The sequence below is a fragment of the Streptomyces sp. RKAG337 genome (assembly GCF_023701715.1).
GTDB lineage: Bacteria > Actinomycetota > Actinomycetes > Streptomycetales > Streptomycetaceae > Actinacidiphila.
Map to the genome: position 1 here is coordinate 3,081,073 of NZ_JAJOZA010000001.1, position 25,121 is coordinate 3,106,193.

The 25,121-nt window shown below is 71.5% G+C and carries 19 protein-coding genes; 9 read left to right on the top strand and 10 right to left on the bottom strand.

Going from position 1 to position 25,121, the window contains the following annotated elements; genetic code table 11:
* Window positions 1-24 precede the first annotated feature (24 nt).
* The 4 genes from LNW73_RS13465 to LNW73_RS13480 form a co-directional block, all read right to left on the bottom strand.
* Complete coding sequence (locus LNW73_RS13465; protein ID WP_250990061.1) at window positions 25-1,638, bottom strand: serine/threonine-protein kinase; 1,614 nt, start codon at window positions 1,636-1,638, stop codon at window positions 25-27.
* Between the two features lie 97 nt (window positions 1,639-1,735).
* Window positions 1,736-2,032 carry a WXG100 family type VII secretion target gene (locus tag LNW73_RS13470; RefSeq protein ID WP_250977184.1) on the bottom strand — a complete coding sequence of 99 codons (297 nt, stop codon included), beginning with the start codon at window positions 2,030-2,032 and terminating at the stop codon, window positions 1,736-1,738.
* An 85-nt stretch (window positions 2,033-2,117) separates the two neighbouring features.
* Window positions 2,118-2,771: a hypothetical protein gene (locus LNW73_RS13475; protein ID WP_250992905.1), complete on the bottom strand. Its 654-nt coding sequence runs from the start codon at window positions 2,769-2,771 to the stop codon at window positions 2,118-2,120.
* A 20-nt stretch (window positions 2,772-2,791) separates the two neighbouring features.
* Entirely contained in the window at window positions 2,792-3,067 is a 276-nt protein-coding gene (locus LNW73_RS13480; RefSeq protein ID WP_250977183.1) for a hypothetical protein, read from the bottom strand.
* A gap of 247 nt (window positions 3,068-3,314) precedes the next feature.
* Here LNW73_RS13480 and LNW73_RS13485 point away from each other — a divergent pair, with 247 nt between their 5' ends.
* On the top strand, window positions 3,315-7,724 hold the full coding sequence (locus LNW73_RS13485) for an FtsK/SpoIIIE domain-containing protein (RefSeq protein WP_250990063.1): 4,410 nt from the start codon (window positions 3,315-3,317) through the stop codon (window positions 7,722-7,724).
* An 89-nt stretch (window positions 7,725-7,813) separates the two neighbouring features.
* Here the strand turns inward: LNW73_RS13485 and LNW73_RS13490 are convergent, their stop codons facing one another.
* Window positions 7,814-8,665: a menaquinone biosynthetic enzyme MqnA/MqnD family protein gene (locus LNW73_RS13490; protein WP_250977181.1), complete on the bottom strand. Its 852-nt coding sequence runs from the start codon at window positions 8,663-8,665 to the stop codon at window positions 7,814-7,816.
* Between the two features lie 256 nt (window positions 8,666-8,921).
* On the opposite strand from LNW73_RS13490, the gene LNW73_RS13495 reads away from it, so the two are divergent.
* On the top strand, window positions 8,922-9,125 hold the full coding sequence (locus LNW73_RS13495; protein ID WP_250977180.1) for a cold-shock protein: 204 nt from the start codon (window positions 8,922-8,924) through the stop codon (window positions 9,123-9,125).
* Between the two features lie 72 nt (window positions 9,126-9,197).
* On the opposite strand, the gene LNW73_RS13500 is transcribed toward LNW73_RS13495, so the two are convergent.
* Window positions 9,198-11,222: an AMP-dependent synthetase/ligase gene (locus LNW73_RS13500; RefSeq protein ID WP_250990064.1), complete on the bottom strand. Its 2,025-nt coding sequence runs from the start codon at window positions 11,220-11,222 to the stop codon at window positions 9,198-9,200.
* 116 nt (window positions 11,223-11,338) lie between these two features.
* On the opposite strand from LNW73_RS13500, the gene LNW73_RS13505 reads away from it, so the two are divergent.
* Together LNW73_RS13505 and LNW73_RS13510 are read left to right on the top strand one after the other, a co-directional pair.
* Window positions 11,339-12,364 (top strand): AraC family transcriptional regulator, encoded by a 1,026-nt coding sequence (locus tag LNW73_RS13505; protein ID WP_250977178.1) that lies wholly within the window; start codon window positions 11,339-11,341, stop codon window positions 12,362-12,364.
* Window positions 12,365-12,530: 166 nt separating this feature from the next.
* Window positions 12,531-13,724, top strand: coding sequence for a lipase family protein (locus LNW73_RS13510; protein ID WP_250990065.1), 1,194 nt, complete (start codon window positions 12,531-12,533; stop codon window positions 13,722-13,724).
* Between the two features lie 111 nt (window positions 13,725-13,835).
* On the opposite strand, the gene LNW73_RS13515 is transcribed toward LNW73_RS13510, so the two are convergent.
* Window positions 13,836-15,737, bottom strand: coding sequence for an AMP-dependent synthetase/ligase (locus tag LNW73_RS13515; RefSeq protein ID WP_374117314.1), 1,902 nt, complete (start codon window positions 15,735-15,737; stop codon window positions 13,836-13,838).
* A 193-nt stretch (window positions 15,738-15,930) separates the two neighbouring features.
* Window positions 15,931-17,241 (bottom strand): acetyl-CoA C-acetyltransferase, encoded by a 1,311-nt coding sequence (locus tag LNW73_RS13520; protein WP_250990066.1) that lies wholly within the window; start codon window positions 17,239-17,241, stop codon window positions 15,931-15,933.
* Between the two features lie 83 nt (window positions 17,242-17,324).
* On the opposite strand from LNW73_RS13520, the gene LNW73_RS13525 reads away from it, so the two are divergent.
* Window positions 17,325-18,638, top strand: coding sequence for a 3-oxoacyl-ACP reductase (locus LNW73_RS13525; RefSeq protein ID WP_250990067.1), 1,314 nt, complete (start codon window positions 17,325-17,327; stop codon window positions 18,636-18,638).
* A 59-nt stretch (window positions 18,639-18,697) separates the two neighbouring features.
* Entirely contained in the window at window positions 18,698-19,645 is a 948-nt protein-coding gene (locus tag LNW73_RS13530; RefSeq protein ID WP_250990068.1) for a MaoC family dehydratase, read from the top strand.
* On the opposite strand, the gene LNW73_RS13535 is transcribed toward LNW73_RS13530, so the two are convergent.
* Window positions 19,608-20,201: a TetR/AcrR family transcriptional regulator gene (locus tag LNW73_RS13535; protein ID WP_250992906.1), complete on the bottom strand. Its 594-nt coding sequence runs from the start codon at window positions 20,199-20,201 to the stop codon at window positions 19,608-19,610. The genes LNW73_RS13530 and LNW73_RS13535 overlap by 38 nt on opposite strands.
* Before the next feature lie 227 nt (window positions 20,202-20,428).
* On the opposite strand from LNW73_RS13535, the gene LNW73_RS13540 reads away from it, so the two are divergent.
* Together LNW73_RS13540 and LNW73_RS13545 are read left to right on the top strand one after the other, a co-directional pair.
* On the top strand, window positions 20,429-20,974 hold the full coding sequence (locus tag LNW73_RS13540) for an FHA domain-containing protein (RefSeq protein WP_250990069.1): 546 nt from the start codon (window positions 20,429-20,431) through the stop codon (window positions 20,972-20,974).
* Window positions 20,975-21,022: 48 nt separating this feature from the next.
* Window positions 21,023-21,505: a hypothetical protein gene (locus LNW73_RS13545; protein ID WP_250977172.1), complete on the top strand. Its 483-nt coding sequence runs from the start codon at window positions 21,023-21,025 to the stop codon at window positions 21,503-21,505.
* Window positions 21,506-22,225: 720 nt separating this feature from the next.
* On the opposite strand, the gene LNW73_RS13550 is transcribed toward LNW73_RS13545, so the two are convergent.
* Complete coding sequence (locus LNW73_RS13550; RefSeq protein ID WP_250990070.1) at window positions 22,226-23,263, bottom strand: methyltransferase domain-containing protein; 1,038 nt, start codon at window positions 23,261-23,263, stop codon at window positions 22,226-22,228.
* Window positions 23,264-23,856: 593 nt separating this feature from the next.
* Between LNW73_RS13550 and LNW73_RS13555 the strand changes: the two genes are divergently transcribed.
* A complete protein-coding gene (locus tag LNW73_RS13555) occupies window positions 23,857-25,059 on the top strand; it encodes a helix-turn-helix domain-containing protein (RefSeq protein ID WP_250990071.1) in 1,203 nt (400 codons plus the stop codon).
* Window positions 25,060-25,121: the final 62 nt, after the last annotated feature.

Consider the following 25,121-nt stretch of genomic DNA (forward strand, 5'->3'; position numbering starts at 1 on the left):
GGCGACCTGCGACCACTTGATCTTCTACTTGATCTTCTTCAGGTCGCCGCTGGGGTGGCCGGCCGCCGCGTCGTTGGTGGTGTAGGTCAACGTCAGGGCGTCCTTGAGGGTCAGCCGTTCCGCCGTGGCGCCCGGCGAACAGCCGCTCGTCGCGCCCGGATCACCGGCCGTCGAGTCGAAGACCAGCACCCTGGTGGTCGCGGACACCAGCTTCCACGTGCCTCCGCAGTGCAGGACTCCCAGCAGGTCCACGGTGCTCTCGGCGACGATCTCGCCGACCCGTCCCGCCTTGACGGTGACCGTCAGGACCCCGTTGGGAACGCCGTTGGTGGACACGGTGCCGCCCTGCCACGTGCCGATGAACACGGCGGGCACGGACCCGGTGGCCGCGCCGGTGTCCGTGGCCGGGGTGCCGGTGGACGGGGTGCCGCTGCCCGGCCCGCCGCCGGCGGTGCCGCCCGGCTGGTCCTCCGGCCGCAGCAGGACCACCACGGTCGCGGCGACGGCGGCGACCAGCAGCACGGCCACCGCGGCCAGCAGCCGGCGGCGCCCGCGGCGGACGGGAGGCTGCTCCGGCGCGGAGCGCGCACCCGGGTTCGGGGCGCCCGGTACCGCGTCGCGCGGCCCCGGCGTCTCCATGCCGAAGGAGTGCGAGGTCGCGGGCGGCGGCCCGAACGAGCCGTAGGCCGACCCGAGGTGCGCCCCCGCGGGCGTCACCTCGGAGCGCGTCGACAGCGGAGCCGCCTCCAAGTCCAGCAGTTCGACCATATGACGGCCGAGCTGCGCCATCAGCGGCCGGGAGAGCCAGCCCTGGCGCACCAGCGCGGCGGCCCCATCGGGCGACAGCCGGGCCGCGAGCTGCGCGGGAGTGGGACGGACGGCCGGGGCCTTGGCGAGGCAGGACTCCACCACGTCGCGCAACTCGGGTGGCACACCGTCGAGTTCCGGTTCCTCGTGGGCGACCTTGTAGAGCAGCGAGGCGGCGCTGTCGCCGCTGAACGGGCCGTGTCCGGTCGCCGCGAAGGCGAGCACGGCGCCGAGCGCGAAGACGTCGGAGGCCGCGCCGAGCGGCCGGGCGAGCACCTGCTCGGGCGACATGTAGCCCGGTGAGCCGACGACCACTCCGCTGCCGGTGACGGACGCGCCGGAGGCGTCCATGGCGCGCGCGACACCGAAGTCGATGAGCACAGGGCCGTCCAGCGAGAGCATCACGTTGGACGGTTTGATGTCCCGGTGCAGCAGGCCGAGCCGGTGCACCGCGTCGAGCGCCTCGGCGAGCCCGGCACCCAGCGTCCGCACCCCGCTCGGCGGCAGCGGCCCGAACTCGGTGACGGCGTCGGCGAGGGTGGGTCCCGCGATGTAGCCGGTGGCGATCCACGGCACCGGCGACTCGGTGTCCGCGTCGAGCACCGGAGCGCTCCAGGCCGCGCCCACCAGCCGGGCGGCGTCCACCTCACGGCGGAAGCGGGTGCGGAACTCGGTGTCCTCGGCGAGCTCGGAACGGACCACCTTCACCGCGACCGTGCGCCCGCCGGGGCTGCGGCCGAGATAGACCCGGCCCATCCCACCCGCTCCGAGCCGTCCGAGCAGACGGTACGGGCCGATCGACGACGGATCTGTCGTAGCCAACGGCTGCATCAGAGCCTCCTCTGAGCGGAGTGTGCCCCCGGGCGGCGCCCGTGACGCACGATGCGCCGCAGCGGTGATCCGCTGCGGCGCATCCGTTGCCGCTCGATCAGTGGCCGAGGCCCTTGGCGAGCTCCTCGTCCGCGGACTGGAACGCGTGCGCGGCGCTCTCGAGGAACTTGCCCATGCCCTCAAGGCCCTCGATGGTCTTGGTCGCACCGGTGTTGAACTCGGTGTACGACTGGTCGAACTGCTTCGAGGAACGGTCGGTCACATAGCCGCCGTTCACCAGGCCCTGAACAAACTTGTGCAGCGTGTTCAGCTTCTCGGTGATCTCGGCCTGGCCCGTCTTGAGCTTGCTGGCCGCGTCACGCATGTCCTGGTATGTAACGTTCACATTAGACATAGAGGAATACCTTCCATTGGCCTTGCCGCAGGGCCGACCCCCGTGGCCTTCGAGTCGCAGATTGATGTGATGGTCTGCGGAAGCCTCAGCTTACGGGTGAGGACGGCGCGGGTGCAGCCTGCGGTTCCCGGTAGCGGAACGTCGAGGTCACAGCGTCGAACACGTCGAAGAACGAGTCCGCGAGATCGAGGATCGGACTGCTGCAGGCGACCAGCGCGACCCGGTCCCCGCCGCCCGGCAGCGGGATGAATGTCTGCATCAGCACCGTGCGTACGGTTCTGCTGTCGCCGGGGATCTCGATGTCCTCGATCCCGTACGTACGGGCGGCGGCTCCGGTCTCCGGGATCTCCACCGTCGTCACCTTCCGCCACGCGTCCCCCTCCCGCCGGGCCGGCTTCTCCCGCAGCCCCGCGACGATCGACGCGGGATCCGTGGCCAGCAGTTGGCCCTCGGGCGTCCGGGCGCCGACCAGCGACACGGTGACGGACGCGGTCAGCGGCATCCCGCCGAAGTTCTGCGCCATGCAGCCGATGTACACCGCCCCGCTGTCGTACGCCTCACGCGCCGCCCTGCGCAGGAACTTGGCGAGCACGTCACGGTGCTCCCCGATCGCCGGGTTCTCCTGCACCCGCTGCGCCATCAGCTTGCGGATGCTCTCGTCCCGGCTGGCCGGGTGCAGGTCGAACTCCCACCATGTCATCGGCACGGTGAGCGAGAAGCCCTCCCGCTCGACCGGCATCACCCGCGGAGTTGCACTCACTACTTGTCGCCCTCACCCTTTGCCGCTTTCGCCAGGTCGTCGGCGAGTTGCTTGTCGGCCTTCCGGATCTCGCGCACCGCGGTGTTGGCCATCTTGGCCAGCCCCTCCAGGTGCCCGTCGATCTCCTTCCGGCCGTCCTTCCAGTTGTGCTCGAAGCTGTCCAGCGCGTCGGCGACCTTCCCGGAGCCGAGCTTCGCCTCGTAGGACTCGAAGAGCTTGCGCGTGCCGTTCATCGTGGTCCGTACGGCATCGAGGTTGGAGGCAAAATCCTCCAAACCGCCGAGATCAACCTTCAATCGGTCAGGACTACCCATACTTCCCCCGTCGGTTCTGCCGCCGCCCGCCGCTCACGGCTTCCGCGTCCAATGCCCGCCAATTCTCTCACTCTTGACCCACCGAGCGTCAGGACACCTTCTGCCATGGGCCCGGTTCCGGCCCATGCGGCCGGTGCGTTGTCGGGGACCTGTTGCATGATGGTCAACAGCAAATACCAGTAGTGCTCAGTGGTGCAGGGGGACGGCAGTGGAACTCCAGCTCAGCGTGATCGACCCGGTCCGTGACGACCGTGCGGACATGCTGGTCGACGCCGACCCCGCGGCGCCCGTCGGCGCGCTCGCGGCGGAGATCGGCCGGCTGCTCGGACGTCCGGACGACGGACAGGGCCCGCCCACCCTGCACATCAACGGCTTCCAGATCGACCCCGAGCTGAGCCTGGACGCCTCACCGGTGCGCGACGGCGCGGTGGTCAGCGTCGCCGCGCCGGACGCCTGCCCGGCGCCCGACGCCCAGGGGACGGTGGAAGTCCGGATCGTGGGCGGCCCCGACGCGGGCGGCGTGCACCGGCTCGGTCCCGGCGTCGCCGTCGTCGGCAGCGGGCCCGACGCGTGGATCCGGCTCAACGACCCGGCGCTGCCGCACTCCGCGGTGGAGGTGGACGTCGCGGTCGACGGGACGGTCACCGTCCACCCGTCCTTCGGCAGCTCCGCCACCATCGACGGCAAGCCGCTCACCGACGCGAGCCCCTGGCGGCCGCGCAGCGTCGTCGCCGCCGGACAGACCCTGCTGGAACTGAGCCTGCCGAGCTTCCCCGACACCGCGCTGAAGCCCTCGGAGGACGGCACCGGTCTCGACTACAACCGGCCGCCGCGCATCACCCCGCCGCCGCGGCCGACCAAATTCCAGCTGCCGAGCAAGCCCAAGCAGTCCGAGAACCGCCCCATGCCCTGGCTGATGGCGGTCGTGCCGCTGTTCGGCGCGGTGATCATGGCGATGATGATGCACCAGCCGCGCTTCCTCTTCATGGCGGTGCTCAGCCCGATCGCCATGGTCGGCAACTACATGAACGACAAGAAGCACGGCAAGAAGTCGTTCCGCCAGACCAACGCCGACTACGAGACGCACAAGGAATCGATCGAGCGGCAGGCCCGCAAGGCCATGGCCGCCGACACCGCCGCCCGCCGCACCCAGGCGCCGGACCCGGCCGAGGTGCTGGTCGCCGCGACCGGACCGAGCCAGCGGCTGTGGGAGCGGCGGCGCTCCGACCCGGACTACGGGATGCTGCGCGTCGGCACCGGCACCCTCCCCACCGAGGTCCAGGTCGCGGACCCGGCCCAGGAGGAGCACAAGCGCAACGAGGCCCGGAAGCTGTCCGACGTTCCGGTGACCGTCCCCATGCAGCAGCACGGCGTGCTCGGCGTCGCCGGCCGCGGTGAACTGCCGCGCGCCATCGGCCGCTGGCTGGTGGCCCAGGCCGCCGCCCTGCACTCCCCCGCCGACCTGCAGATCTGCGTACTCACCGACCCCAGCGGCCGCCAGGGCTGGGAGTGGGTGCGCTGGCTGCCGCACGCCAGGGCCCGCGAGGGACAGTCCGCGCTGGCCCTGATCGGCACCGACGCCGACAGTGTCGCCCGCCGGATCAGCGAGCTGCTCGCCCAGGTCACCTCCCGCCAGGACGCGGCCCGCGAGGCCGGCTCCCAGCCCAACCAGGCCTGGGGCGGCCCCACGATCCTCGTCGTCCTCGACGGCTCCCGGCGGCTGCGCGCGCTGCCCGGCCTCACCCAGGTGCTGCGCGACGGCCCCCGCGTCGGCATCCACCTCATCTGCCTCGACGCCGACCGCCGGCTGCTCCCCGAGGAGTGCCGCGCGCTCGTCGAGGAGGACTACTACGGGCTGCTGCAGGTCTCGATGGCCGGCATCGAGCCGGTCTCCGAGGTGCGGCCCGACTGTGTGACCGCCGCGTGGGGCGAGCAGATGGCCCGGGCGATGGCCCCGATCCGCGACGTCAGCGGTGACGAGGGATCGGCCCTGCCGGACTCCTGCCGGCTGCTCGACGTGATCGAGATGGAGCCGCCCACCGTCGGCGGGATCGCCGCCCGCTGGAGCATGGGCGGCCGCTCCACCCAGGCCGTCGTCGGCTCGTCCTTCGACGGCGCGTTCGCCATCGACCTGGTCCGCGACGGGCCGCACGGCCTGGTCGCCGGCACCACCGGTTCCGGAAAGTCCGAGCTGCTGCAGACCATCGTCGCGTCGCTGGCGGTCGCCAACCGGCCGGACGCGATGACGTTCGTCCTCGTCGACTACAAGGGCGGCGCGGCCTTCAAGGACTGCGTGAAGCTGCCGCACACCGTCGGCATGGTCACCGACCTCGACACGCACCTGGTCGAGCGCGCCCTGGAGTCGCTCGGCGCCGAACTGCGCCGCCGCGAGCACACCCTCGCGGCAGCCGGCGCCAAGGACCTCGAGGACTACATCATCGCGATGCGCACCAACCCGGGGCTCGCGGCGATGCCCCGACTGCTCATCGTCATCGACGAGTTCGCGTCCATGGCCCGTGAGCTGCCGGACTTCGTCACCGGCCTGGTCAACATCGCCCAGCGAGGCCGTTCGCTCGGCATCCACCTCATCCTCGCCACCCAGCGACCCTCGGGTGTGGTCTCCCCCGAGATCCGCGCCAACACCAACCTCCGCATCGCGCTCCGCGTCACCGACGCCAGCGAATCGTCCGACGTCATCGACGCCCCGGACGCCGGATACATCGCCAAGTCCACCCCGGGCCGGGCGTATGTGCGGCTCGGCGCGTCGTCGCTGCTGCCGTTCCAGTCCGGACGCGTCGGCGGCCGGCGGCCCGGCCAGGTCGCCACGAAGGCGCCCGCGCCGTGGACCGTGCAGATCGGCTGGGACGGCCTCGGCCGCCCGGTCCCGGAACGGCCGGCCGGCCCCCGCACCAACGACGACGACCTGCTGACCGACCTCGCCGTCCTCGTCGAGGCCATCCAGGGCGCCAACGAGCAGCTGGGGCTGCCGCCGCAGCACAGCCCGTGGCTGCCCGCGCTCACCGAACGCATGGTCATCGACGAGCTGGAGACCCCGGTCAACGTCTCCCGCGACGGCCTGCTGCCGGCCCCGTACGCGGTCGACGACCTGCCGAGCGAGCAGGCGCGGCGCACCGCCTCCATCGATCTGACGACCTTCGGTCACCTGATGATCGCGGGCGCCCCGCGCATGGGCCGCTCGCAGACGCTGCGCACCATCGCCGGCTCGCTGGCCCGCTCCAACTCCTGCGCCGATGTGCACCTGTACGCGCTGGACTGCGGGAACGGCGCGCTCCTGGCGCTGTCCGCGCTGCCGCACTGCGGCGCCGTGGTCCGCTCCAACGAGGCGGACCGCGCGGTCCGGCTGATCGGCAAGCTCGCCGCCGAGGTGCAGCGCCGGATGGCGCTGCTCGGCGAGGGCGGCTTCACCGACATCAACGAGCAGCGGACCGGCGTCGCCGAGGCGGACCGGCTGCCGCACATCGTGCTGCTGCTGGACCGCTGGGAGGGCTTCACCCCCTCGCTCGGCGATCTGAACAACGGCTCGCTGACCGACACGATCTTCCAGCTGATGCGCGAGGGCGCGTCCGTCGGCATCCACGTGATCATGACGGGCGACCGGTCGCTGCTGCTCGGCCGGATCTCCACCCTCACCGAGAACAAGATCGCGCTGCAGCTCAGCGACTCGGGCGACCTGTCCCTCATCGGCCTCAACCCGCGCAAGATCCCCGCGAAGATCCCGCCGGGCCGGGCGTTCCGCGCCCAGGGCGCCACCGAGACCCATGTGGCGCTGCTCACCGAGGACCCCAGCGGCCAGGCCCAGTCCGCGGCCCTGCACGCCATCGGCGCCGCGGCCAAGGACCGGGACAGCGCCGTACCGCGGTCCCGGCGGCCGTTCCGGGTCGATGTGCTGCCCGCCCGAATCTCCTTCGAGGAGGCGTGGGAGATGCGCGACCCGCAGGAGATGCAGGCCATGCGCGGCGGCGGCCGGCTCTGGTCGATGGCGGCCATCGGCGGCGACCAGCTGACCGTGCTGGGCCCGAACCTCGCCGAGGGCACGCCCGCCTTCGTCATCGCGGGCCCCGCCCGCTCCGGGCGCAGCACCGCGCTGCTGACGATGACGCGCTCGTTCCTCACCGCCGGCACCCAGATCATCCTGGCCACCCCGCGCCGCCAGTCGCCGCTGCGCCGTCTCAAGCACGCCCCGGGCGTCGTGGGCTTCTTCGGCACCGACGAGATCACCACGGCCGAGCTCCAGGAGGCGCTGGCCCGCTTCAGCGGCCCCGGAGTGATCATCGTGGACGATGCGGAGCTGCTGCGTAACTGCGAGGCGGGGGACGTCTTCCAGTCCGTGGTCCGCAACGCGACCAGCAAGGACATCGGCCTGGTCATCGCGGGCGACGCGGACGACATCTGCGGCGGCTTCAACGGCTGGCAGGTCGAGATGAAGAAGGCCCGCCGCGGCCTTCTCCTGTCCCCGCAGAACATGTCGGACGGCGACCTGGTCGGCGTCCGGCTGCAGCGCGGCTCCATCGGCCAGGCCATCCAGCCCGGCCGCGGCCTGCTGCACCTGGGCGACGGCGAGGTCCGTACCGTCCAGGTCCCGCTGACCTCGCTGTAACAGCGGTCGCGCGGGGAGCACCGGTCACTCCGGGCGGCAGCGGTCACTCCGGAACGACAGCGGTCGCTCCGGTCCCGGGGGGCGCGTGGTCAGAGCAGTTCGACGCGCGCCTCCGCGGGAAAGCCGACGCGCCGGGCGAACTCGGCGATGCCGGTGAGCTGCCCGGCGCCGAGGGAGAAGTCGAGCGTCGTGAAGTACCGGCTCAGCAGCTCGGAGTCGAAGGACTCCCAGCGGGCGGCCTGCTCGGCGACCTTGTCGACCTCTTCCAGCGAGAGGTCACGGGAGGCGAGGAACGCGCGGTGCACCTCGCGGACCGCCTCCGGCTCGCGCTCGAAGTAGTCGCGGCGGGTGGCCCAGACGGCGAAGACGAACGGCAGCCCCGTCCAGTCCTTCCACATCTGGCCCAGGTCGTGCACCTGCAGGCCGAGCCGGGGCGCGTCGTGCAGGGAGGCCCGCAGGGCCGCGTCACCGATGAGCACGGCGGCCTGCGCCTCCCGCATCATCAGCGACAGGTCGGGCGGGCAGCTGTAGTAGTCGGGGCGCACCCCGTACCGCTCGGTGAGCAGCAGCTCGGCGAGGCGCACGGAGGTCCGGCTCGTGGAGCCGAGGGCGACCCGCTGACCGTCGAGCTGGTCGAGCGGCAGCTGGCTCACGATGACGCAGGACATGACGGGGCCGTCGCAGCCGACGGCGATGTCCGGGAGCGCCACCAGTTCGTCGGCGTGCCGCAGGTACTCCATGAGCGTGACGGGAGCGACGTCCAGGTCCCCGCGCACCAGCTGGGCGCTGAGTTTCTCCGGGGTGTCCTTGGTGAGTTCCAGGTCGAGGAGGGCTCCTGTCCTGGCAAGCCCCCAGTACAGGGGCACGCAGTTCAGGAACTGGATGTGGCCGACCCTGGGACGGGTCCGGCCGCTTTCGGCGTCAGGTGCAGATTTGTCCACATCAGGAGGCTAGTCCTGGTCCTTGCGGATCTTGTGGGCGGGCGGCGGAACAGCCCCTGGACGGGCCTCGAAAGGCCGATCTTGAGACCCTTCCCCACCCCTGAACCTGCGTGCTACTCTCCTCGCAAGTTGCAGTTTGGTTTCCCTTGCAGTACAGAGCCTGCGGAGCATGTGACCCCGTAGGCTTTTGTAGTTTTCAGACTTCGCAGTTGCAGGTTCTGGAGCAGGGCAACCCTTTGGGCCCAAGGAGGGCTTTATGGCTACCGGAACCGTGAAGTGGTTCAACGCTGAAAAGGGCTTCGGCTTTATCGCCCAGGACGGCGGGGGCCCCGACGTCTTCGTTCACTACTCCGCGATCAACGCCGCTGGGTTCCGCTCCCTCGAGGAGAACCAGCAGGTCAACTTCGACGTCACCCAGGGCCCGAAGGGCCCCCAGGCGGAGAACGTAACCCCGGCCTGATCGACGGGATCGCCTCACAGCATTGCCAAGGAGCCCCGCACCGGTTGTGCGGGGCTCCTGCCTTTCCCGCCGCTACCGCGGGCCCGGCACGGGTTCCGGAGTTTCCCGGCCTTCTCCGCTTTCATCGCGTTCGACGCGTTCCGTACTTTCCCCGTGTTCCGGGTGTTCCGGGTGTTCCACGTGTTCCGGGCGTTCGGCCAGCTCCGCGTAGAGCGCGTCGATCCGGTCCCGGTACCGCTCCGCGACGACCGAGCGGCGGAGCTTCAGCGTCGGTGTGAGCTCTCCCGCCTCCACCGACAGGTCCTCGTCGAGGATCACGAACGCCCGGATCCGGGCCGGCCGGGCGACCTGCTCGTTGGCCGCGTCCACGATCTCCTGCACCAGGGCGTGCACCGCCGGGTGCCGGGTCGGGCGGGCGCCCAGGATCTTCTGGGTGCGCGAGGCCCAGCCGATGATCTCGTCCGGGTCCAGGGTGAGCACCGCGACCGGGTACGGGCGGCGGTCGCCGATCATCACCGCCCGCGAGACGTAGCGGGACTGCTGGATGGCGAACTCGATCTGGGTCGGGGTGAGGTTCTTGCCGGCCGAGGTGATGACGATGTCCTTCTTGCGGCCGGTGATCTTCAGATAGCCGTCGGCGTCGAACGCGCCGAGGTCCCCGGTGTGCAGCCAGCCGTCGGAGTCCAGTGCCTCGGACGTCGCGTCCGGGTCGCCGTGGTAGCCGGGGAAGACGTTGGCGCCCCGGGCGAGCACCTCCCCGTCGTCCGCGATCCGCACCTCGCAGCCGTCGATGGGCCGGCCGACGGTGCCGTGCCGGAAGTCGGTGGCGTGGTTGACGGCGATGATGCCGCCGGACTCCGTCATGCCGTACCCCTCCAGGACGGCCAGCCCGCAGGCCCGCAGGAAGTCCATGGTCTGCGGGGCGATGGGCGCGGCTCCGGTGGTCGCCCAGCGCAGCCGGCCGCCGAAGACGGCGCGGACCAGGCTGAAGAGCGCGGCGTCCGCCGCGTCGTAGGCCTCGCGCAGCTCCGCCGGCAGCTCCTCGCCCCGGTCCCGCAGCTCGGCCGCCCGCACACCGAGCGCGACGGCCGCCTCGAACCGTTCCCTGCCGCCCTCCTGCGACTCCGCGAGCGACAGCACCTGGGAGTGCACCTTCTCGAACAGCCGCGGTACGGACGGCAGATGGGTGGGCCTGACCTCGGCGAGCTCGGCGACGATGCTCTCGATCCGCCCGCCGAAGAAGCACAGCGCCCCGCCGACCAGCAGCGTCGTGAACTGGATCAGCTGGGCCAGCATGTGGGCGAGGGGCAGATACAGATACGTGGTGTCGCCGGGGAGGCCGCCCTCGATGTGCGGCACGGTGGCGTCCTGCACGGCGCCGAAGTTGCCGTGGGTGAGCCGGCAGCCCTTGGGCATCCCGGTGGTGCCGGAGGTGTAGACGATGGACGCCAGGTCCTCGGGCTTGCGCGCCCCGGCACGGGCCAGCAGCTCGGCGAGCAGGTCGTCGTCCAGCGGGGCGGCCGTCCCGGCCGAACCCTCCGCCGCCGTGCCTTCAGCCGCGGTGCCTTCCGACGTGGCGCCTTCCGCCGCGGTGCCTCCAGCCGCCATGTCCGCCGATGTGTGGCCTTCCGCCGCGGTGCCCGCCGCCAGCCCGTCGAGCGCGCTGAGCACCAGGACCCGCCGGAGCTGCGGAAGCCGGTCCCGCAGCCGCTCCACCTTGGCGGCCTGCCGGTCGTCCTCGCAGAGGATCACGGAGGTACCGGAGTCGCTCAGCACCCAGGCGACCTCCTCGTCCCCGGCCGTCGGATAGACCGGCACGATGACGGCGCCCGCCGCCAGCGCGGCGAGGTGCGCGTACGTCCACTCCGGCCGGGTCTCGGACAGGATCGCCAGCCGGTCACCGGGCTCGACGCCGAGCGCGACGAGCCCGCAGCCGGCCCGCCGTACGGTGTCGCGCAGTTCCGTGTAGGTGATGTCGCGCCAGCCGCCGCCGGCGCGGAAGCGCAGTGCGGGACTGTCGCCGTGCCGTTCCGCCACCCATTCCGCTGTCAACGCCAGCGTTCCTGGCCGATCGGTCTGCGGTGCCATGGTGCCCATCGCGCGCCTCCCTTGGTCGTGTAGCCATGACGCTATGAAGCACGAGGCCCCACGAAGATGACACGAACCGTCACACGGGTTGACCCTGCCGCTCAGCGGGAGCACCGTTGAGTGTCATGGGCACGCATACGATCACGGTGCACCGGGTCAGAGCGGCGTTACGCGGTGCCCAGCGGCTCGGCATCGACACCGCCCCGCTGCTCCAACGAGCCCAGATCGCCCCCCTGTTGCTCGGCGACGACCGGGCCCGGGTGACCGACGCCCAGTTCACCTGCCTCGTCAAGGAACTGCACCGGGCCACGAACGACGAGTTCCTCGGCCTCGGTCCCGCGCCCAGCCCGCGCGGCACCTTCGCCATGATGTGCTGCACGGCGCTGGGCGGCCGTGACCTGGGCGCCGCGCTGGACCGGGCGGTGCGGTTCTACGGGCTGTTCCCGAGCGGCCCCGCCCTCGCCGTCCGCGCGTCGGGCGCCGTCGCGCGCTTCACCGTGCGCGGCGAGCTCACCGACGATCCGGACCACTTCCTCTCCGAGTGCCTGGTCGTCATCTGGCACCGGCTTTCCAGCTGGCTCGTCGGAAGCCGCATCCCGCTGCTGTCCGCCGAGTTCGCCTATCCGGCGCCGCCGCACCGGGCCGAGTACGACCTGCTCTTCGGCTGCCCGGTCCGCTTCGGCGCGGAGCACACCGGCGCCTCCTTCGACGCGCACTGGCTCGACGCCCCGCTCATCCAGGACGAGTCGGCGCTCGGTGAACTGCTGCGCCGGGCCCCCGCCGACCTGCTCAGCCGGCGCGACTACGGCACCACCGTCACCGAACAGATCCGCCGCACCATGGCCCGCGCCCTGATCACCCGCACCCGGCTGCCGGAGGCCCCGGAGATCGCGGCGCGGCTCGCGGTCAGCCCCGCGACGCTGCGCCGCCGGCTGACGGCGGAGGGCACGTCCTTCCAGCGGCTCAAGGACTCGGTCCGCAGGGACGCGGCCATCGCCGGGCTCAGTGAGGGGCACGAGCCGATCGCCCAACTCGCGGCGCGGCTCGGATTCTCCGAGGACACCGCCTTCCACCGGGCGTTCCGCCGCTGGACCGGGACCACCCCCGGCGCATACCGCCATGCGGCCCTCGGGCTGCATCCCTCGGAGTGAAGCCCCCGCACCGGGTCCCCGGCATCGAGCCTCCGGAGTGAACCCCTTGGAGTGAATGCGGTTCCGGGTCAGCAAAGGTGAGCGGCGTGGTCAACGCCGGGGCTACCCGCAAGTCACTACGGTCCCTGTACCCCACACCTTCCACCGTATTGATGGGAGAGCCGCAGTGCAGAGCACCGTACGACGCATCCGGCACACCGTCCTGGCGGCCCTGGCCGCCCTGGCACTGACGACCGCACTGACCGCCGCCGCGGCCCCGGCCGAGGCCTCGGCTCCGGCCGCCGCCGCGTCCGCCACGTCCGCCGGGCAGCCCGGCGACATCGTCAGCGCCCAGCCGAGCCGCTTCATGCCCAACCCCCTCGTACTCACCAGCACCAGGGCCTGGAAGATCCGCTACCGGTCCACCACCGCCACCGGCGCACCGAACGTCGTCTCCGGAACCGTCCTGGTCCCCAACGACGGCAGGACCGGACAGCGCCCCCTCGTCACGTACGCCGTCGGCACCGTCGGTCTCGCCGACAGCTGCGCGCCCTCCCGCGGCTTCCCCACCGGGACCACCGCCGAGGGCAGCCTCATCTGGCAGGCGCTGCTGCGCGGCTGGGCCGTCGCCGTCACGGACTACGAGGGGCTCGGCACCCCCGGCACCCACACGTACACCGTCGGCCGGGCCGAGGGGCAGGCCGTGCTCGACGCGGCCCGCGCCGCCGAACGGCTGCCCGGCACCGGCCTGAACGCCGACACGCCCGTCGGCATCATGGGCTACTCGCAGGGCGGCCAGGCCTCCAGCTGGGCCGCCGAGATCCATGACTCCTACGCACCCGACCTGAACGTCAGGGGCACCGCCACCGGCGGCGTCCCCGCCGACCTCCTCAAGGTCGCCGACTTCAACAACGGAGGCGTCGGCGCGGGCCTGATCCTCGCCGCGGCCGTCGGCCACGACGCCGCGTACCCGGCGCTCGACCTCGCCAAGTACCTGAACGACAAGGGCCGTTCGGTGGTGAACATCGTCAAGACGCAGTGCGTCGCCATAGACGCCATCGCCGGTCTCTTCCAGCGCATCGACCAGGTCACCGTCAGCAACCCGCTCTACCAGGCCGACTGGCAGAGCGCGCTGCGCGCCGACACCCTGGGCACCCACGCGCCCGACGCCCCGGTCTACCTCTACCACGGCGTCATCGACGAGCTGATCCCCTACACCGTGGGGCAGCAGCTGCGCACCGACTGGTGCGCGAAGGGCGTCGACGTCCAGTGGCAGTCCATGCCGCTCGGCCACATCACCGGAGCCATCGCCGGATCCCCCTTCGCCATGGCCTGGCTCGCCGACCGCTTCGCCGGCCACCCGACAGCAGGCAACTGCTGACCGGGGTCGTTCAGCACATGGCGCCGGCCGGACTGGGGAACCGGTCCGGCCGGCGTCGGCGTATCACCGCGGCTACCACCACAAACGTCACCGCGACCGTCACCGCGGCCGTCACCGCTTGCGGTAGAGGTCCTCGATCTCCTTCGTGAAGTCCCTCACAACCGCCGCCCGCCTGAGCTTCATCGACGGCGTCAGATGCCCCGAATCCTCCGTGAACTCCACCGGCAGCACCCGGAAGCGCCGTATCGACTCGGCCCGTGACACCGAGTCGTTCGCGTCGTCGACGGCGTGCTGGATCTCCGCGAGGAGCTCCGGGTCCTCGGCGAGCTGCGCCGGGCGGACGCCGTCGCGGTGGTGCATCCGGCGCCAGTGGCTGAGGCCGTCGGGTTCGAGGGTGATGAGCGCGGCCACGTAGGGGCGGTTGTCGCCGACGACCATGCACTGGCCCACGAGGGGATGCGCCCGGAGCCGGTCCTCCAGCGGAGCCGGGGCGACGTTCTTGCCGCCCGCGGTGATGATGATCTCCTTCTTGCGGCCGGTGATCGTCAGATAGCCCTCGGCGTCGAGTTCCCCGATGTCACCGGTGGCGAACCAGCCGCCGTTCACCGGGTGATACGCCCCGACCCGGCCGTTCCAGTAGCCGCCGAACACCATGCCGCCGCTGAGCAGCACCTCGCCGTCGTCGGCGATCCGGACGGCGGCACCCGGCAGCGGCCAGCCGACGGTACCGAGCCGGGGCCGCAGCGGCGGGGTGACGGTGGCGGCGGCCGTGGTCTCCGTCAGCCCGTAGCCCTCGAAGACCACGACGCCCGCGCCCGCGTAGAACGCGGCGAGGCGGCGGCCGAGCGGTGAGCCGCCGCAGATCGCGTAGCGGACCTTGCCGCCGAGGGCGGCGCGGATGCGCCGGTAGACGAGCGGGTCGTAGAGCGCGTGGGCGGCCCGCAGTCCGAGCGAGGGCCCGCGCCCGGTGCCGGACTGCTGTGCCTCCAGGGCCTCGCCGTACCGCCGCGCGATCGTGGCGGCCCGGTCGAAGGAGGCGGCCCTGCCCATGGACTCGGCGGTGGCGCGGCCGGTGTTGTAGACCTTCTCCAGCACGTACGGGATCGCGAGCAGGAACGTCGGCCGGAAGCCCGCGAGGTCGGCCAACAGGTCATCGGTGGCGATGCTGGGCGCGTGGCCGAGCTTGACCCGGGCCCGCAGACAGCCGACGGCGACCATCCGGCCGAAGACGTGCGACAGGGGCAGGAAGAGCAGCGTCGAGGCGGGCTCCTCGCTCACCGACTTGAAGACGGGGTGCAGCAGTTCGATGGAGTTGTCGACCTCGGCGAAGAAGTTGCCGTGCGTGAGGATGCAGCCCTTGGGGCGTCCGGTGGTGCCCGACGTGTAGATGAGCGTGGCGACGCTGTCGGGTCCGAGGCCGCCGCGCCGCCCCTCGATGAGGATGTCCGGCAGCTCCCGCCCCTCGGAGATCAGCTGGGAGATGCCGCCCGCGTCCAGCTGCCACAGATGCCGCAGCCCGGTCAGTTCGCGGCGCCGCCCGCTGACGAGCCGGGTCTGTTCGACGCTCTCCACCGCGCAGGCCACCGCCCCGGAGTCCGCGAGGATCCACGCGGCCTGCGAGGCGGAGGACGTCGGGTAGATGGGCACGGTGATCAGGCCCGCGGCCCAGGCCGCGAAGTCCAGCAGCGTCCACTCGTAGGTCGTCCGCGACATGATCGCGAGCCGGTCACCCGGGCGCAGCCCGGAGGCGATCAGCCCCTTCGCCACCGCGACCACCTCGTCGCGGAACGCCGCGGCCGTGATGTCGCGCCAGGCCCCGCGCTCGTCCTTGCGGCTGAGGACGGCCTCCCGCGGAGCCTCCGCCGCGTTGCGGAACGGGATGTCCGCGAGGCTTCCGGCGCTCTCGGGCGGTACGAGAGCCGGCACGGAGGCCTGCCGGACCGAACCGCCCGATACGACGAGATCCGGTTCCACGGCGACGAGTTGGGACGGCATCGGGCTCTTACGGGACATCAGGGGCTCTCCTGGTTCGCGGAATCGTACGGCGGCTCGCGCTACGCGGATCGGCGGCGTTCAGGGCGGCATCGGGCGGGGACGAGAGCGGACGGGGGTTCGGTGCGGACGGGGGTTCGGTGCGGACGGGGCCGGGGTGGGCGGGGCCGGGGTGGCTCGGACGGGGTGGCTCGGACGGATCAGGTGGTGCCGGTCACGGGCGTTCGAGCACGGCCGTGACCCCCTGGCCGCCCGCCGCGCAGATGGAGACCAGCCCGCGCCCCGGGCCGCCGCGCTCGGCGAGCAGCGTGGCGAGGGTCGCGACGATGCGGGCGCCGGTCGCCGCGAAGGGGTGCCCGGTGGCGAGCGACGAGCCGGCCACGTTCAACCGCTCCCGGTCCACCGTGCCCAACGGGCCTTCCAGGCCCAGCCGTCCGGTGCAGAAGTCCTTGTCCTCCCAGGCGGCGAGGGTGGCCAGCACCTGCGAGGCGAACGCCTCGTGGATCTCGTAGAGGTCGAAGTCGCCGAGGGCGAGGCCGGCCCGTTCCAGCATGCGTGGCACGGCGTACGCGGGCGCCATGAGCAGCCCTTCCTCCTCGCCCATGGGGTTTCCGACGAAGTCGACGGCGGCCGTCTCGTACGCCGTGAGGAAGGCGAGCGGCTCCAGCCCGTGACCGTCAGCCCATTCCTCGCTCGCCAGCAGGACGACGGCCGCGCCGTCCGTGAGTGGTGTCGAGTTGCCGGCCGTCATGGTGGCGCCGCCCTCCCCGACGCCGAAGACCGGCCGCAGCCGTGCGAGCCGCTCGGCCGTGGAGTCCGGGCGCAGGTTCTGGTCGCGGTCCAGGCCCCGGAAGGGCGTCACCAGGGCGTCGAACAGGCCGCGTTCGTACGCCGCGGCGAGCCGCTGGTGGCTGGCGGCGGCCAGGACGTCCTGCGCCTCGCGCGCGATGCCCCACCGCTTGGCGGTGTGCGCGGCGTGCTCGCCCATCGACAGTCCGGTGCGCGGCTCGGCGTTGCGCGGGACCTCCGGTACGAGATGACGTGGCCGGATGCGCGCCAGCGCCCTGGCGCGCGCACCCGTGGACTTCGCGCGGCGCGCCTCCAGCAGGATCCGCCGCAACTGGTCGTTGACGCCGAGCGGCGCGTCGCTCGCGGTGTCGGCGCCGCCCGCGATGCCGCAGTCGAGCTGGCCGAGCGCGATCTTGTTCGCGACGGCGATGATCGCCTGCAACCCGGTGCCGCACGCCTGTTGGATGTCGTAGGCGGGGGTGGCGGGGTCGAGCGTGCTGCCGAGCAGGGTCTCGCGGGCGAGGTTGAAGTCACGGCTGTGCTTGAGGACGGCCCCGGCGACGAACTCCCCCACGCGCTCACCGGCCAGCCCGGTTCTCTCCACCAGTCCGGCCAGCGCCGCGCCCAGCATGTCCTGGTTGGACGCGGTGGCGTACGGGCCGTCGGAGCGGGCGAACGGTATGCGGTTGCCCGCCACCACCGCGACCCGGCGCGGACTGTCCCTGCGATCACTCATCGGCTGGCTCTCCCCTTTGCTGGGCGCTGACTCACCAGTAGCCTTACCGGCGGTAAACTTACTCCAGAGTAAGGAGAAGGCCAATGGCCGATCGCTATCTCCGTTTCACGGGTACGGCCCCCGGCCGCTTCCTCTCCGGCCGCCTCGGCCTCCCCCAGCCCACCGCGCTGCGCCGCTGGTCCCCGGAACACCCCGACCTGGTCGGACCGGTCCTGCGCCTGACGGCCGGCGCCCCGCGACCGGACGACGCGACCGGTACGGAGCCGGTGCCCGGCGCACCCGACGCGCCTGCGGCCGCCGCCCCTGCCGCTGTCGTTCTGGACGCCACCGGCGTCTGCGAACCGGCCGCGCTGCACGACGCGTACGCGGCACTGCACCCCGTCGTCCGCTCGCTCGCGCCCTGCGGTCGGGTGGTCGTTCTCGGCGCCGTCCCGGACCCGGCCGACCCCCACCAGGCCGCCGCCCAGCAGGCACTCGAAGGCTTCGTCCGCTCCCTCGGGAAGGAGATCGGCCGCGGCCGTACCGTCCAGCTGCTGCGCCTGGCGCCCGGCGCGGCCGCCGAGTCGACGCTGTGCTTCCTCCTCTCCCCCAAGTCCGCGTACGTGAGCGGCCAGGTCATCGAGATCGGCCCGGCCGCCCCGGTCGTTCCGGCCGTTTCCACTGCTGCCTCCGGCACGCGGATCGCCCTGGTCACCGGCGCCGCGCGCGGCATCGGCGAGTCCGTCGCCGCCACGCTCGCCCGCGACGGCCACCATGTCGTCTGCCTCGACGTCCCGCAGGCCGAAGAGGCCCTGGCCGACGTCGCACGGCGGCTGGGCGGCACCGCCCTCGCCCTGGACATCACCGCGCCGGACGCCGGGGAACGCATCGCCGCCGCACTCCCCGACGGCCTGGACGTGCTGGTCCACAACGCCGGGATCACCCGCGACCGGAAGCTCGCCAACATGGCTGCCGACCGCTGGGACTCCGTCCTCGACGTCAACCTCGGCAGCGTCGTCCGCACCACCGACCACCTGCTGAAGTCCGGCACGTTGAACGACGGCGGCCGGATCGTCGCCACCGCCTCGATCAGCGGCGTCGCGGGCAACGCCGGCCAGACCAACTACGCCGCCTCGAAGGCCGGCGTCATCGGCTTCGTCCGCGCGCTCGCGACGGATCCGCGCACGACCGGGCACGGCATCACCGTGAACGCCGTCGCGCCCGGCTTCATCGAGACGAAGATGACCGCCGCGGTCCCGCTGTTCATCCGCGAGGCCGGCCGCCGGATGAACTCCCTCGGCCAGGGCGGACTTCCGGTCGACGTCGCCGAGACCATCGCCTGGTTCGCGGACCCCGGATCGGGCGGCGTCACGGGGCAGGTCGTGCGCGTCTGCGGCCAGAGCCTGCTGGGCGCGTGACCCGCACGTTCTCCCTCTCCAGCCACCCCGATCCACCCGCATCGAAGGGACGACCCGACGTGCCCACCCGTACCCTCGCCGCGCCACCGCGGCTGCCCCTGGTCCTGGCCCGGGGCGCGCTCGGCTCGCGCCGCAAGCGCGGGCGGCCGCGCGACAGCGCGGCGCCCACCGACCGGCTGGTCCTGCCCGCCGTACGCATCGACCCGGGCCGGCTCGCCGCGTACGCACGGGTCTGCGGCTTCACCCAGGACGGGCGTGACGCGGCGCCTGACGCGGTACCGCCGACCGGCGCCGTACCGCTGACCTACCCGCACATCCTCGGATTCCCGCTGGCCGCACAGCTGATGGCCGACCGTGCGTTCCCGTTGCCGCTGCTCGGCCTGGTGCACACGTCGATCGAGATCACCCAGGTGCGCGCCCTGCGCGCGACCGACCGTCCCGAGCTGACCGTCCACACCTCGGCCCTCCGCCCGCACCACCGCGGCACCGAGGCCGTCCTCGTGACCGAGGCCCGCCTCGACGGCGAACTCGTGTGGTCCGACCGCAGTACGTACCTCGCCCGGCACGGCGGCGCCACCGGCCCGCGCCCCGACGAGGCGCCGGAGCGCGCGGGGTCCGCGCTGCCCGCCGTCGCCACCTGGCGGCTCACCGCGGACCTGGGCCGCCGCCATGCGCGGGTTTCCGGCGACTACAACCCGATCCACCTCTACCCCTGGACCGCCAAGCCCCTCGGCTTCCCCCGCGCCATCGCCCACGGCATGTGGACCGTGGCCCGCTGCGCCGCCGAGACGGTCCCCCTGAACGCCGGCCGGATCACCCTGCGGGCCGTGTTCCGAGCACCGGTGCTGCTCCCCGGCACGGTGACCTACGCGGCCGGGACCGCGGCCGAGAGCACTCCTGGGACCACTCCCGGGACCACTCCCGGGACGGGATCCCGCTTCGAGCTGCGCGGCGACGGCCGCGTCCACCTCACGGGCGAGGTGGTTCCCAGCGCCGGCCGTTCATGAGGTTGTCCAGGCCGGCCCAGGCGAAGTTCATCAGCGTCGCCGCGGTGTCCTTCCCCGACTGGCCGGGCTGCTCGCAGCCCCAGCCCGCCAGCGACTCCGCCGCGCCCACCAGGGCGTGCGCCAGCGCCGTGACCTCCCGCTCGGCGAGCTCGCCGTCGCAGTCGGCCTCCCGGGCCGCGGCCGCGATCAGCTCCCTGACGAACTCGGCGATCTCGGCGCGCATCTTCGCGACCTCGTCCGCGAACGGCTCCCCCTGGGTCCGCGCCTGCTGATACAGCACGGTCCACCCGTCGGGGCGTTCCGTCGTATGCGTGAAGAACGCCCGCAGCCCGCACCACAGTTGCTGGTCCGGCGCCGCCCCCGGCTCCACTCCGGCCATCACCGCCTCGGTGAGCGCCGCCGCCTCCCGCCGGATGCACGCGGTGAACAGCTCTTCCTTCGAGTTCAGATACAGATAGACGAGGGGTTTCGACACCCCCGCCAGCTCGGCGATCTCATCCATCGAGGCCGCCCGGTACCCCCGCCGCGCGAACGTCGCGACCGCCGCGTCGAGCATCTGCTGCTCCCGCACCTGCCGCGGCACCCGCTTGGTCTTCCCGCCCACCCCGTGCCACCTCTCCCGTAGCGCTGCCCGCTACCCGCTACCCGCTACCCGAAAGTAAGCCTACGGGTCGGGTCCCCGCCCGGCCCGCCGCCCGCGACAGGGCCCCCGGCGGCTTCCGGACAACCGGCCACCCCCCGTGAATCTGGACAGAGTCCTACTGACGGGCCGACAATCCCACCATGACGTCCCCCGAGTTCCGCGCCCAGGGCGTACGGCCGTCGGAGAACGAGCGGGACCACGCACTCGACGTGCTGCGCGCCGGGACCGGCGACGGCCGGATCTCCCACGACACCTTCATGCACCGCATGCACATCGTGCTCACCGCCCGCAGCCGCGACGAGGTCGACGGCGCCCTCGCCGACCTCCCCTCCCGCGGCCGCGCCCCGCAGCTCCTGCTGCGCACCGTCGCCCGCCTCTCGGCGCTCTCCGTACGCCTGCGCGGCAGTTGGCGCACCGAACAGCTCCCCGGCCTGCGACTGCCCGAGCCCGGCCCCCTCCCCCTGCGCATCGGCCGCGCCCCCGTGTGCGACCTCCGCCTCGGCCACGACTCCGTCTCCCGCACCCACGCCGAGCTCCGCTACCAGGACAACGCCTGGCTCCTCTCCGACCTCGGCTCCCTCAACGGCACCCACGTCAACGGCCTGCGCATCACCGGCACCGTCCGCGTCCACCCCGGCGACCACGTCGCCTTCGGCAGCCTCAACTTCCGTCTCGCCACCGGCTGACCCGGCCCGCACTGCCGCCCGGTTGCGGCTCTTCGTATCGTGGTCGCCATGGGATGGGTGACTCTGGTCGGCACATTGAGCGGTGCGGTACTCGGCGTGGGCTCGTCCATGCTGATCGAGGGCCTCCGGGCCCGGCGGGATCGCGGCAACCGTCTCGAAGAGGTCCGCCGCGAGGCCTACGTGAAGTTCCTGACCGCCCTCACCGAGACCGAGACCGCCCTGCAGACCCTCGCCCTGAGCCGTCCGACACCCGTCGACCCAGGCGACGTGATCACCGCCTACCGCTCCCAGCGCATACTGCCGACCTTCTACGAACTCCTCATGGTCGCCCCACCCGTGGTCTCCGAAGCCGCGGAAAACGCGTACCAGGGAATGCGGAGCATCCGCGACGGCATCACCACTCTCGCCCTGGTGGACCAGGGCTCCGACCCATGGCAAGAGGTCCATCTCCCCTACCGCCACGCGGTCCGCCGGCTGCGCCAGGTCATGCGCGACTCCATCCAGGGCGGCGCACCGAGCAACGCACGTTGATGGGTCGCCGCGCCTGAGCCCGTTCCTAGGAGAGCAAATCGGGCGGGCCTTCAGACACGGCAACCGTCACACGGCACGCGTAGCAGGGAGCGCTGCCGACCGCGGCCGGGACGGGGTGCCAAAGACGGCCTGCAGCGAGGGAGGGAGGGAGGGGCTGGTTGCGCTCGGTCGATCCTCCGGCGGCTCCGTGTGGTGGGACGCCGTACCCCAGCCGTCACGCATGACGGGCGCGTGAGGCGACCGCGCCACCGGGAAGGGGCGGGCGGGGAGCAGCTGCTGCCGCGATGCGGCTGAGGCCGGTGCGGTCGCTCCGCTTCGTACCGGTTTCGTCGGGGCATACGAGCATGCCGCGCTCGATCTCCTTCCAACGGCGACCCGGTTACCGGGCTGGCGGAGCCAGTCCGACGGATGGCAACGGAGAGGTAGCTCACGGAATCACGTCCGTTTCGTCAGGATGAGGAAGGCCGAGCAGTTGCGCGGGGTCGCGGGCCATCTGCTCGGCCTTCCTCGTCGGGTCAGCGGGCTGGGGGCGTTGGGTCGGGACTGTCGCGCGTGACAGGGAATGGGTGATCACGCTCGTGGGGAGCCCGTAGCGCGGGCCGGTCTCGGCGGCCGATGAAGTCCACGGCGAAGGCAGTGACTGCGCCCTCTGCTTCGCCTTGGACGATCTCCGACCCGGAACGGCCCGGTATGCGAGAGGGCAGGGGCTGGGCGTCATCGTCACTCATCGGGGACCGCCTGTCCGTCGATGATGTTGTCGGGACTGTGCAGCCACACCCGCTGACCGGTGGCCATGACGGTCAGGCCGAAGTCCGTCTTCTCGGGCCTGCCGATCGAGGTCCACCACGCGTACGCGGATTCGACTTCGTCCCACAGATGGCGGGGGCCCGACTGCCGGACCGTGAACGACGCGGCTCCATCAGCCGTGTCCACTTCGGCGATGGATGTTCCGTCGCTGATGTGGATGGCGGAGACGTGGGCGTCCGCCTCGCGGACCGTGACGTACTCGACCCCCGATACCCGATGGCCGATCGCAAAGAGTGCTGCCGTCGAGCCGAACACCTCCAGTGGATCCAAGGAGCTCTCACTCTGGGTGAAGTTGGCCGGCGCCGACCATCCTGCAGGCCGTTGGGCTCGCAGCCACATGAACGACGCCTCATCCACCACACGGCCGCTCGCGGTCACGCCGTCGGATTCCAGACGCAGCAGGCCGCCGTTCGACAGGCCGTGCCCCCACGGAGTGACGATCACCCCGTGAGTCTGCTGCACCCACTGGTAGGGGACCTCGCGCACGGAGCAGCTGGCGAGGAGGCGATCGTACGGAGCGCGGGGCAACCATCCCGCTGCCCCGTCCGCACAGAACATGTGGACGCCGGACCAGCCGGCGTCCGCGAGATTCTGGCGGGCTGTCGCCGCAACCTCGCGATCGACTTCCACGGTGGTCACGTTTTCGACGCCCACACGGTCCGCTAACAGGGCCGAGTCCCAGCCGGTACCGGTACCGATCCCGAGCACCTTGTGACCGGGCTGCACATCCAGCACGCGGATCATCTGCGCGACCATGTACGGCATGGAGTTCGACGAGGTGGGACCGTCGAGGTCTTTATGCGTGACGATCGGGATGTCGGCGGCGACCGCCTCAGCCCACAGGTCGGGGTTGTCGTCACGGTCGATGATCCGGTCACCGTGGCCGAGGTCGGCAACGATCAGACGCGGGATGAACGGCTCACGCGGAACCGTCAGTTCGGGGTAGTCCATGAGCGCCGTCACTTCTTGGGCTTGGGAAGGTTCGTCGGCGGCCGATCGCGGTGGCCGTCCTGCGGAGCGGTGTCAGGCTTGCCGGAGTGGTCTCCACCCTTGGCCATGTCAGTTGTCCTTCCGGGAAGTGCGGTTCTTGGCGGTGCCGCGCTTGGCGACAGGGATCGGCGACGGGTCGGGCGGACGGGGAACAGGGGTACTCATGGCGGGATCCTCCTTGGGAGTCGGACAGTTCGGGTCACAGGCGTAGAGCAGTACCGCGAATCGATGAAGCGGCGGCCGTCGTCCTGAAGCCACACACCGCAGTAGCAACAGCGCATACCAGCGCGTTGCTCTTCGGTCAGCGAGCGATCCTGCGGGCTGTCACTTCGGCGGCGATCCCCTCGGTACGCCGGCTGACCGGCTACGAACCGTCTCATCGGCGAGAATCCTCCGTACATCGCTGCTTCCGTACAGTTAGCGAGAGGTCACTCCCTGCTCTCGAACCAGATAACTCCCAAAGCGCCGGGCGAACTTGCACAGAAGTTGCACACCCGTGGGAGGCGTGAGTCCATATCGCGCCATGGACGGCCCTGGCGCAGCACACTGGGGATATGTACGCAGCTGACACCACGACAGGCACTGTCGGCGCCAACATCGCCGCACTCCGCAAGACACGGGAATGGACCCAGCCGGCCCTGGCGCATCGGGCGGGCGTTTCGGTGTCACTCCTGCAAAAGATCGAGGTCGGCGACCGCGCTTGCCTTCCTGCCGTAGCGACGCAGCTGGCGGACGCTCTCGGCGTGTCCGTACAGGTCGTCTACGGTCAGCCTTACGCGGAATCCCCTGTCGCGGACGAGACCATGAGCGCGCTGCGTGCAGCGGTCCGTCGATACTCCCAGCCAGATGGAGAGACGCCCGATACGGACGCGCTCCACGCGGACCTCCGCAAAGCATCCGTACTGCGCGCCGCCACTCAGTACCGGGAACTCGCAGAAACTCTCCCCGGTCTCATCAACCGGGCCACCATTCACGCGCACCAGGCCGACGATCCCGAGGCTTGGGCTCTCCTGGTCGACGCGTACAGCTGCGCCTACACCGTGGCGCATCGCCTGGGTTACCCCGACCTTGCCGAATTGATCGTCGCGCGGCAGCAGTGGGCCGCCACCCGGACATGGTCACCCATCGCGCAAGCAGCGAGCGCATGGACGGAGGCAGGCACGTTCCAAACGGCCGGTGACTACGACGGGGGTATGGGCGTTATCGAACGCGCCATCGTGCTCTTGTCCGCCGCACCCAGTAACAACCAACAAGCGATTGTCGCGGCCGGCAGCCTGCATCTCCGCGCGATCACTCTCGCCTCACGGGCCCGAAACACCGCCGCAACCGCTGAGCACGTCCGGCACGCCTCCACGCTGGCAGACCAGCTCGGAGACGCAGACATGCTCTGCCACAATCTGACGTTCGGCAGAGGCAATACCCGGCTCCACCAAATGGCCTCATGGATTGAACTCGACAAGCCCCACGAGGCTGTAGGCATGGCCGAGGACCTGACGCGCTCCGGGGCAGAGCTTCCAGGGCTGACGCCCACCAGGATCGGCCACCTCCACATTGACGCCGCTCGCGCGCATCTGGCGGCAGGCAACCGGGACGGGGCCTTGGAGTCGCTGTTGGAGGCACGCAGGGTGGCGCCGCAGATGGCACGCATCCACCCAATGGCACGCGAGGTACTGCGAGTGTTGGTGTCTCTGCACAGACGCGCCAAACCGGAACTGACGACGTTGGCGCGATGGGCCGGGCTTCACCAAGATCCGTAAGCCATCAGCAGCAGAGAACAGCAACACGCCGGAGGCCCCTCTGCTGGGCCCACGATGACGAG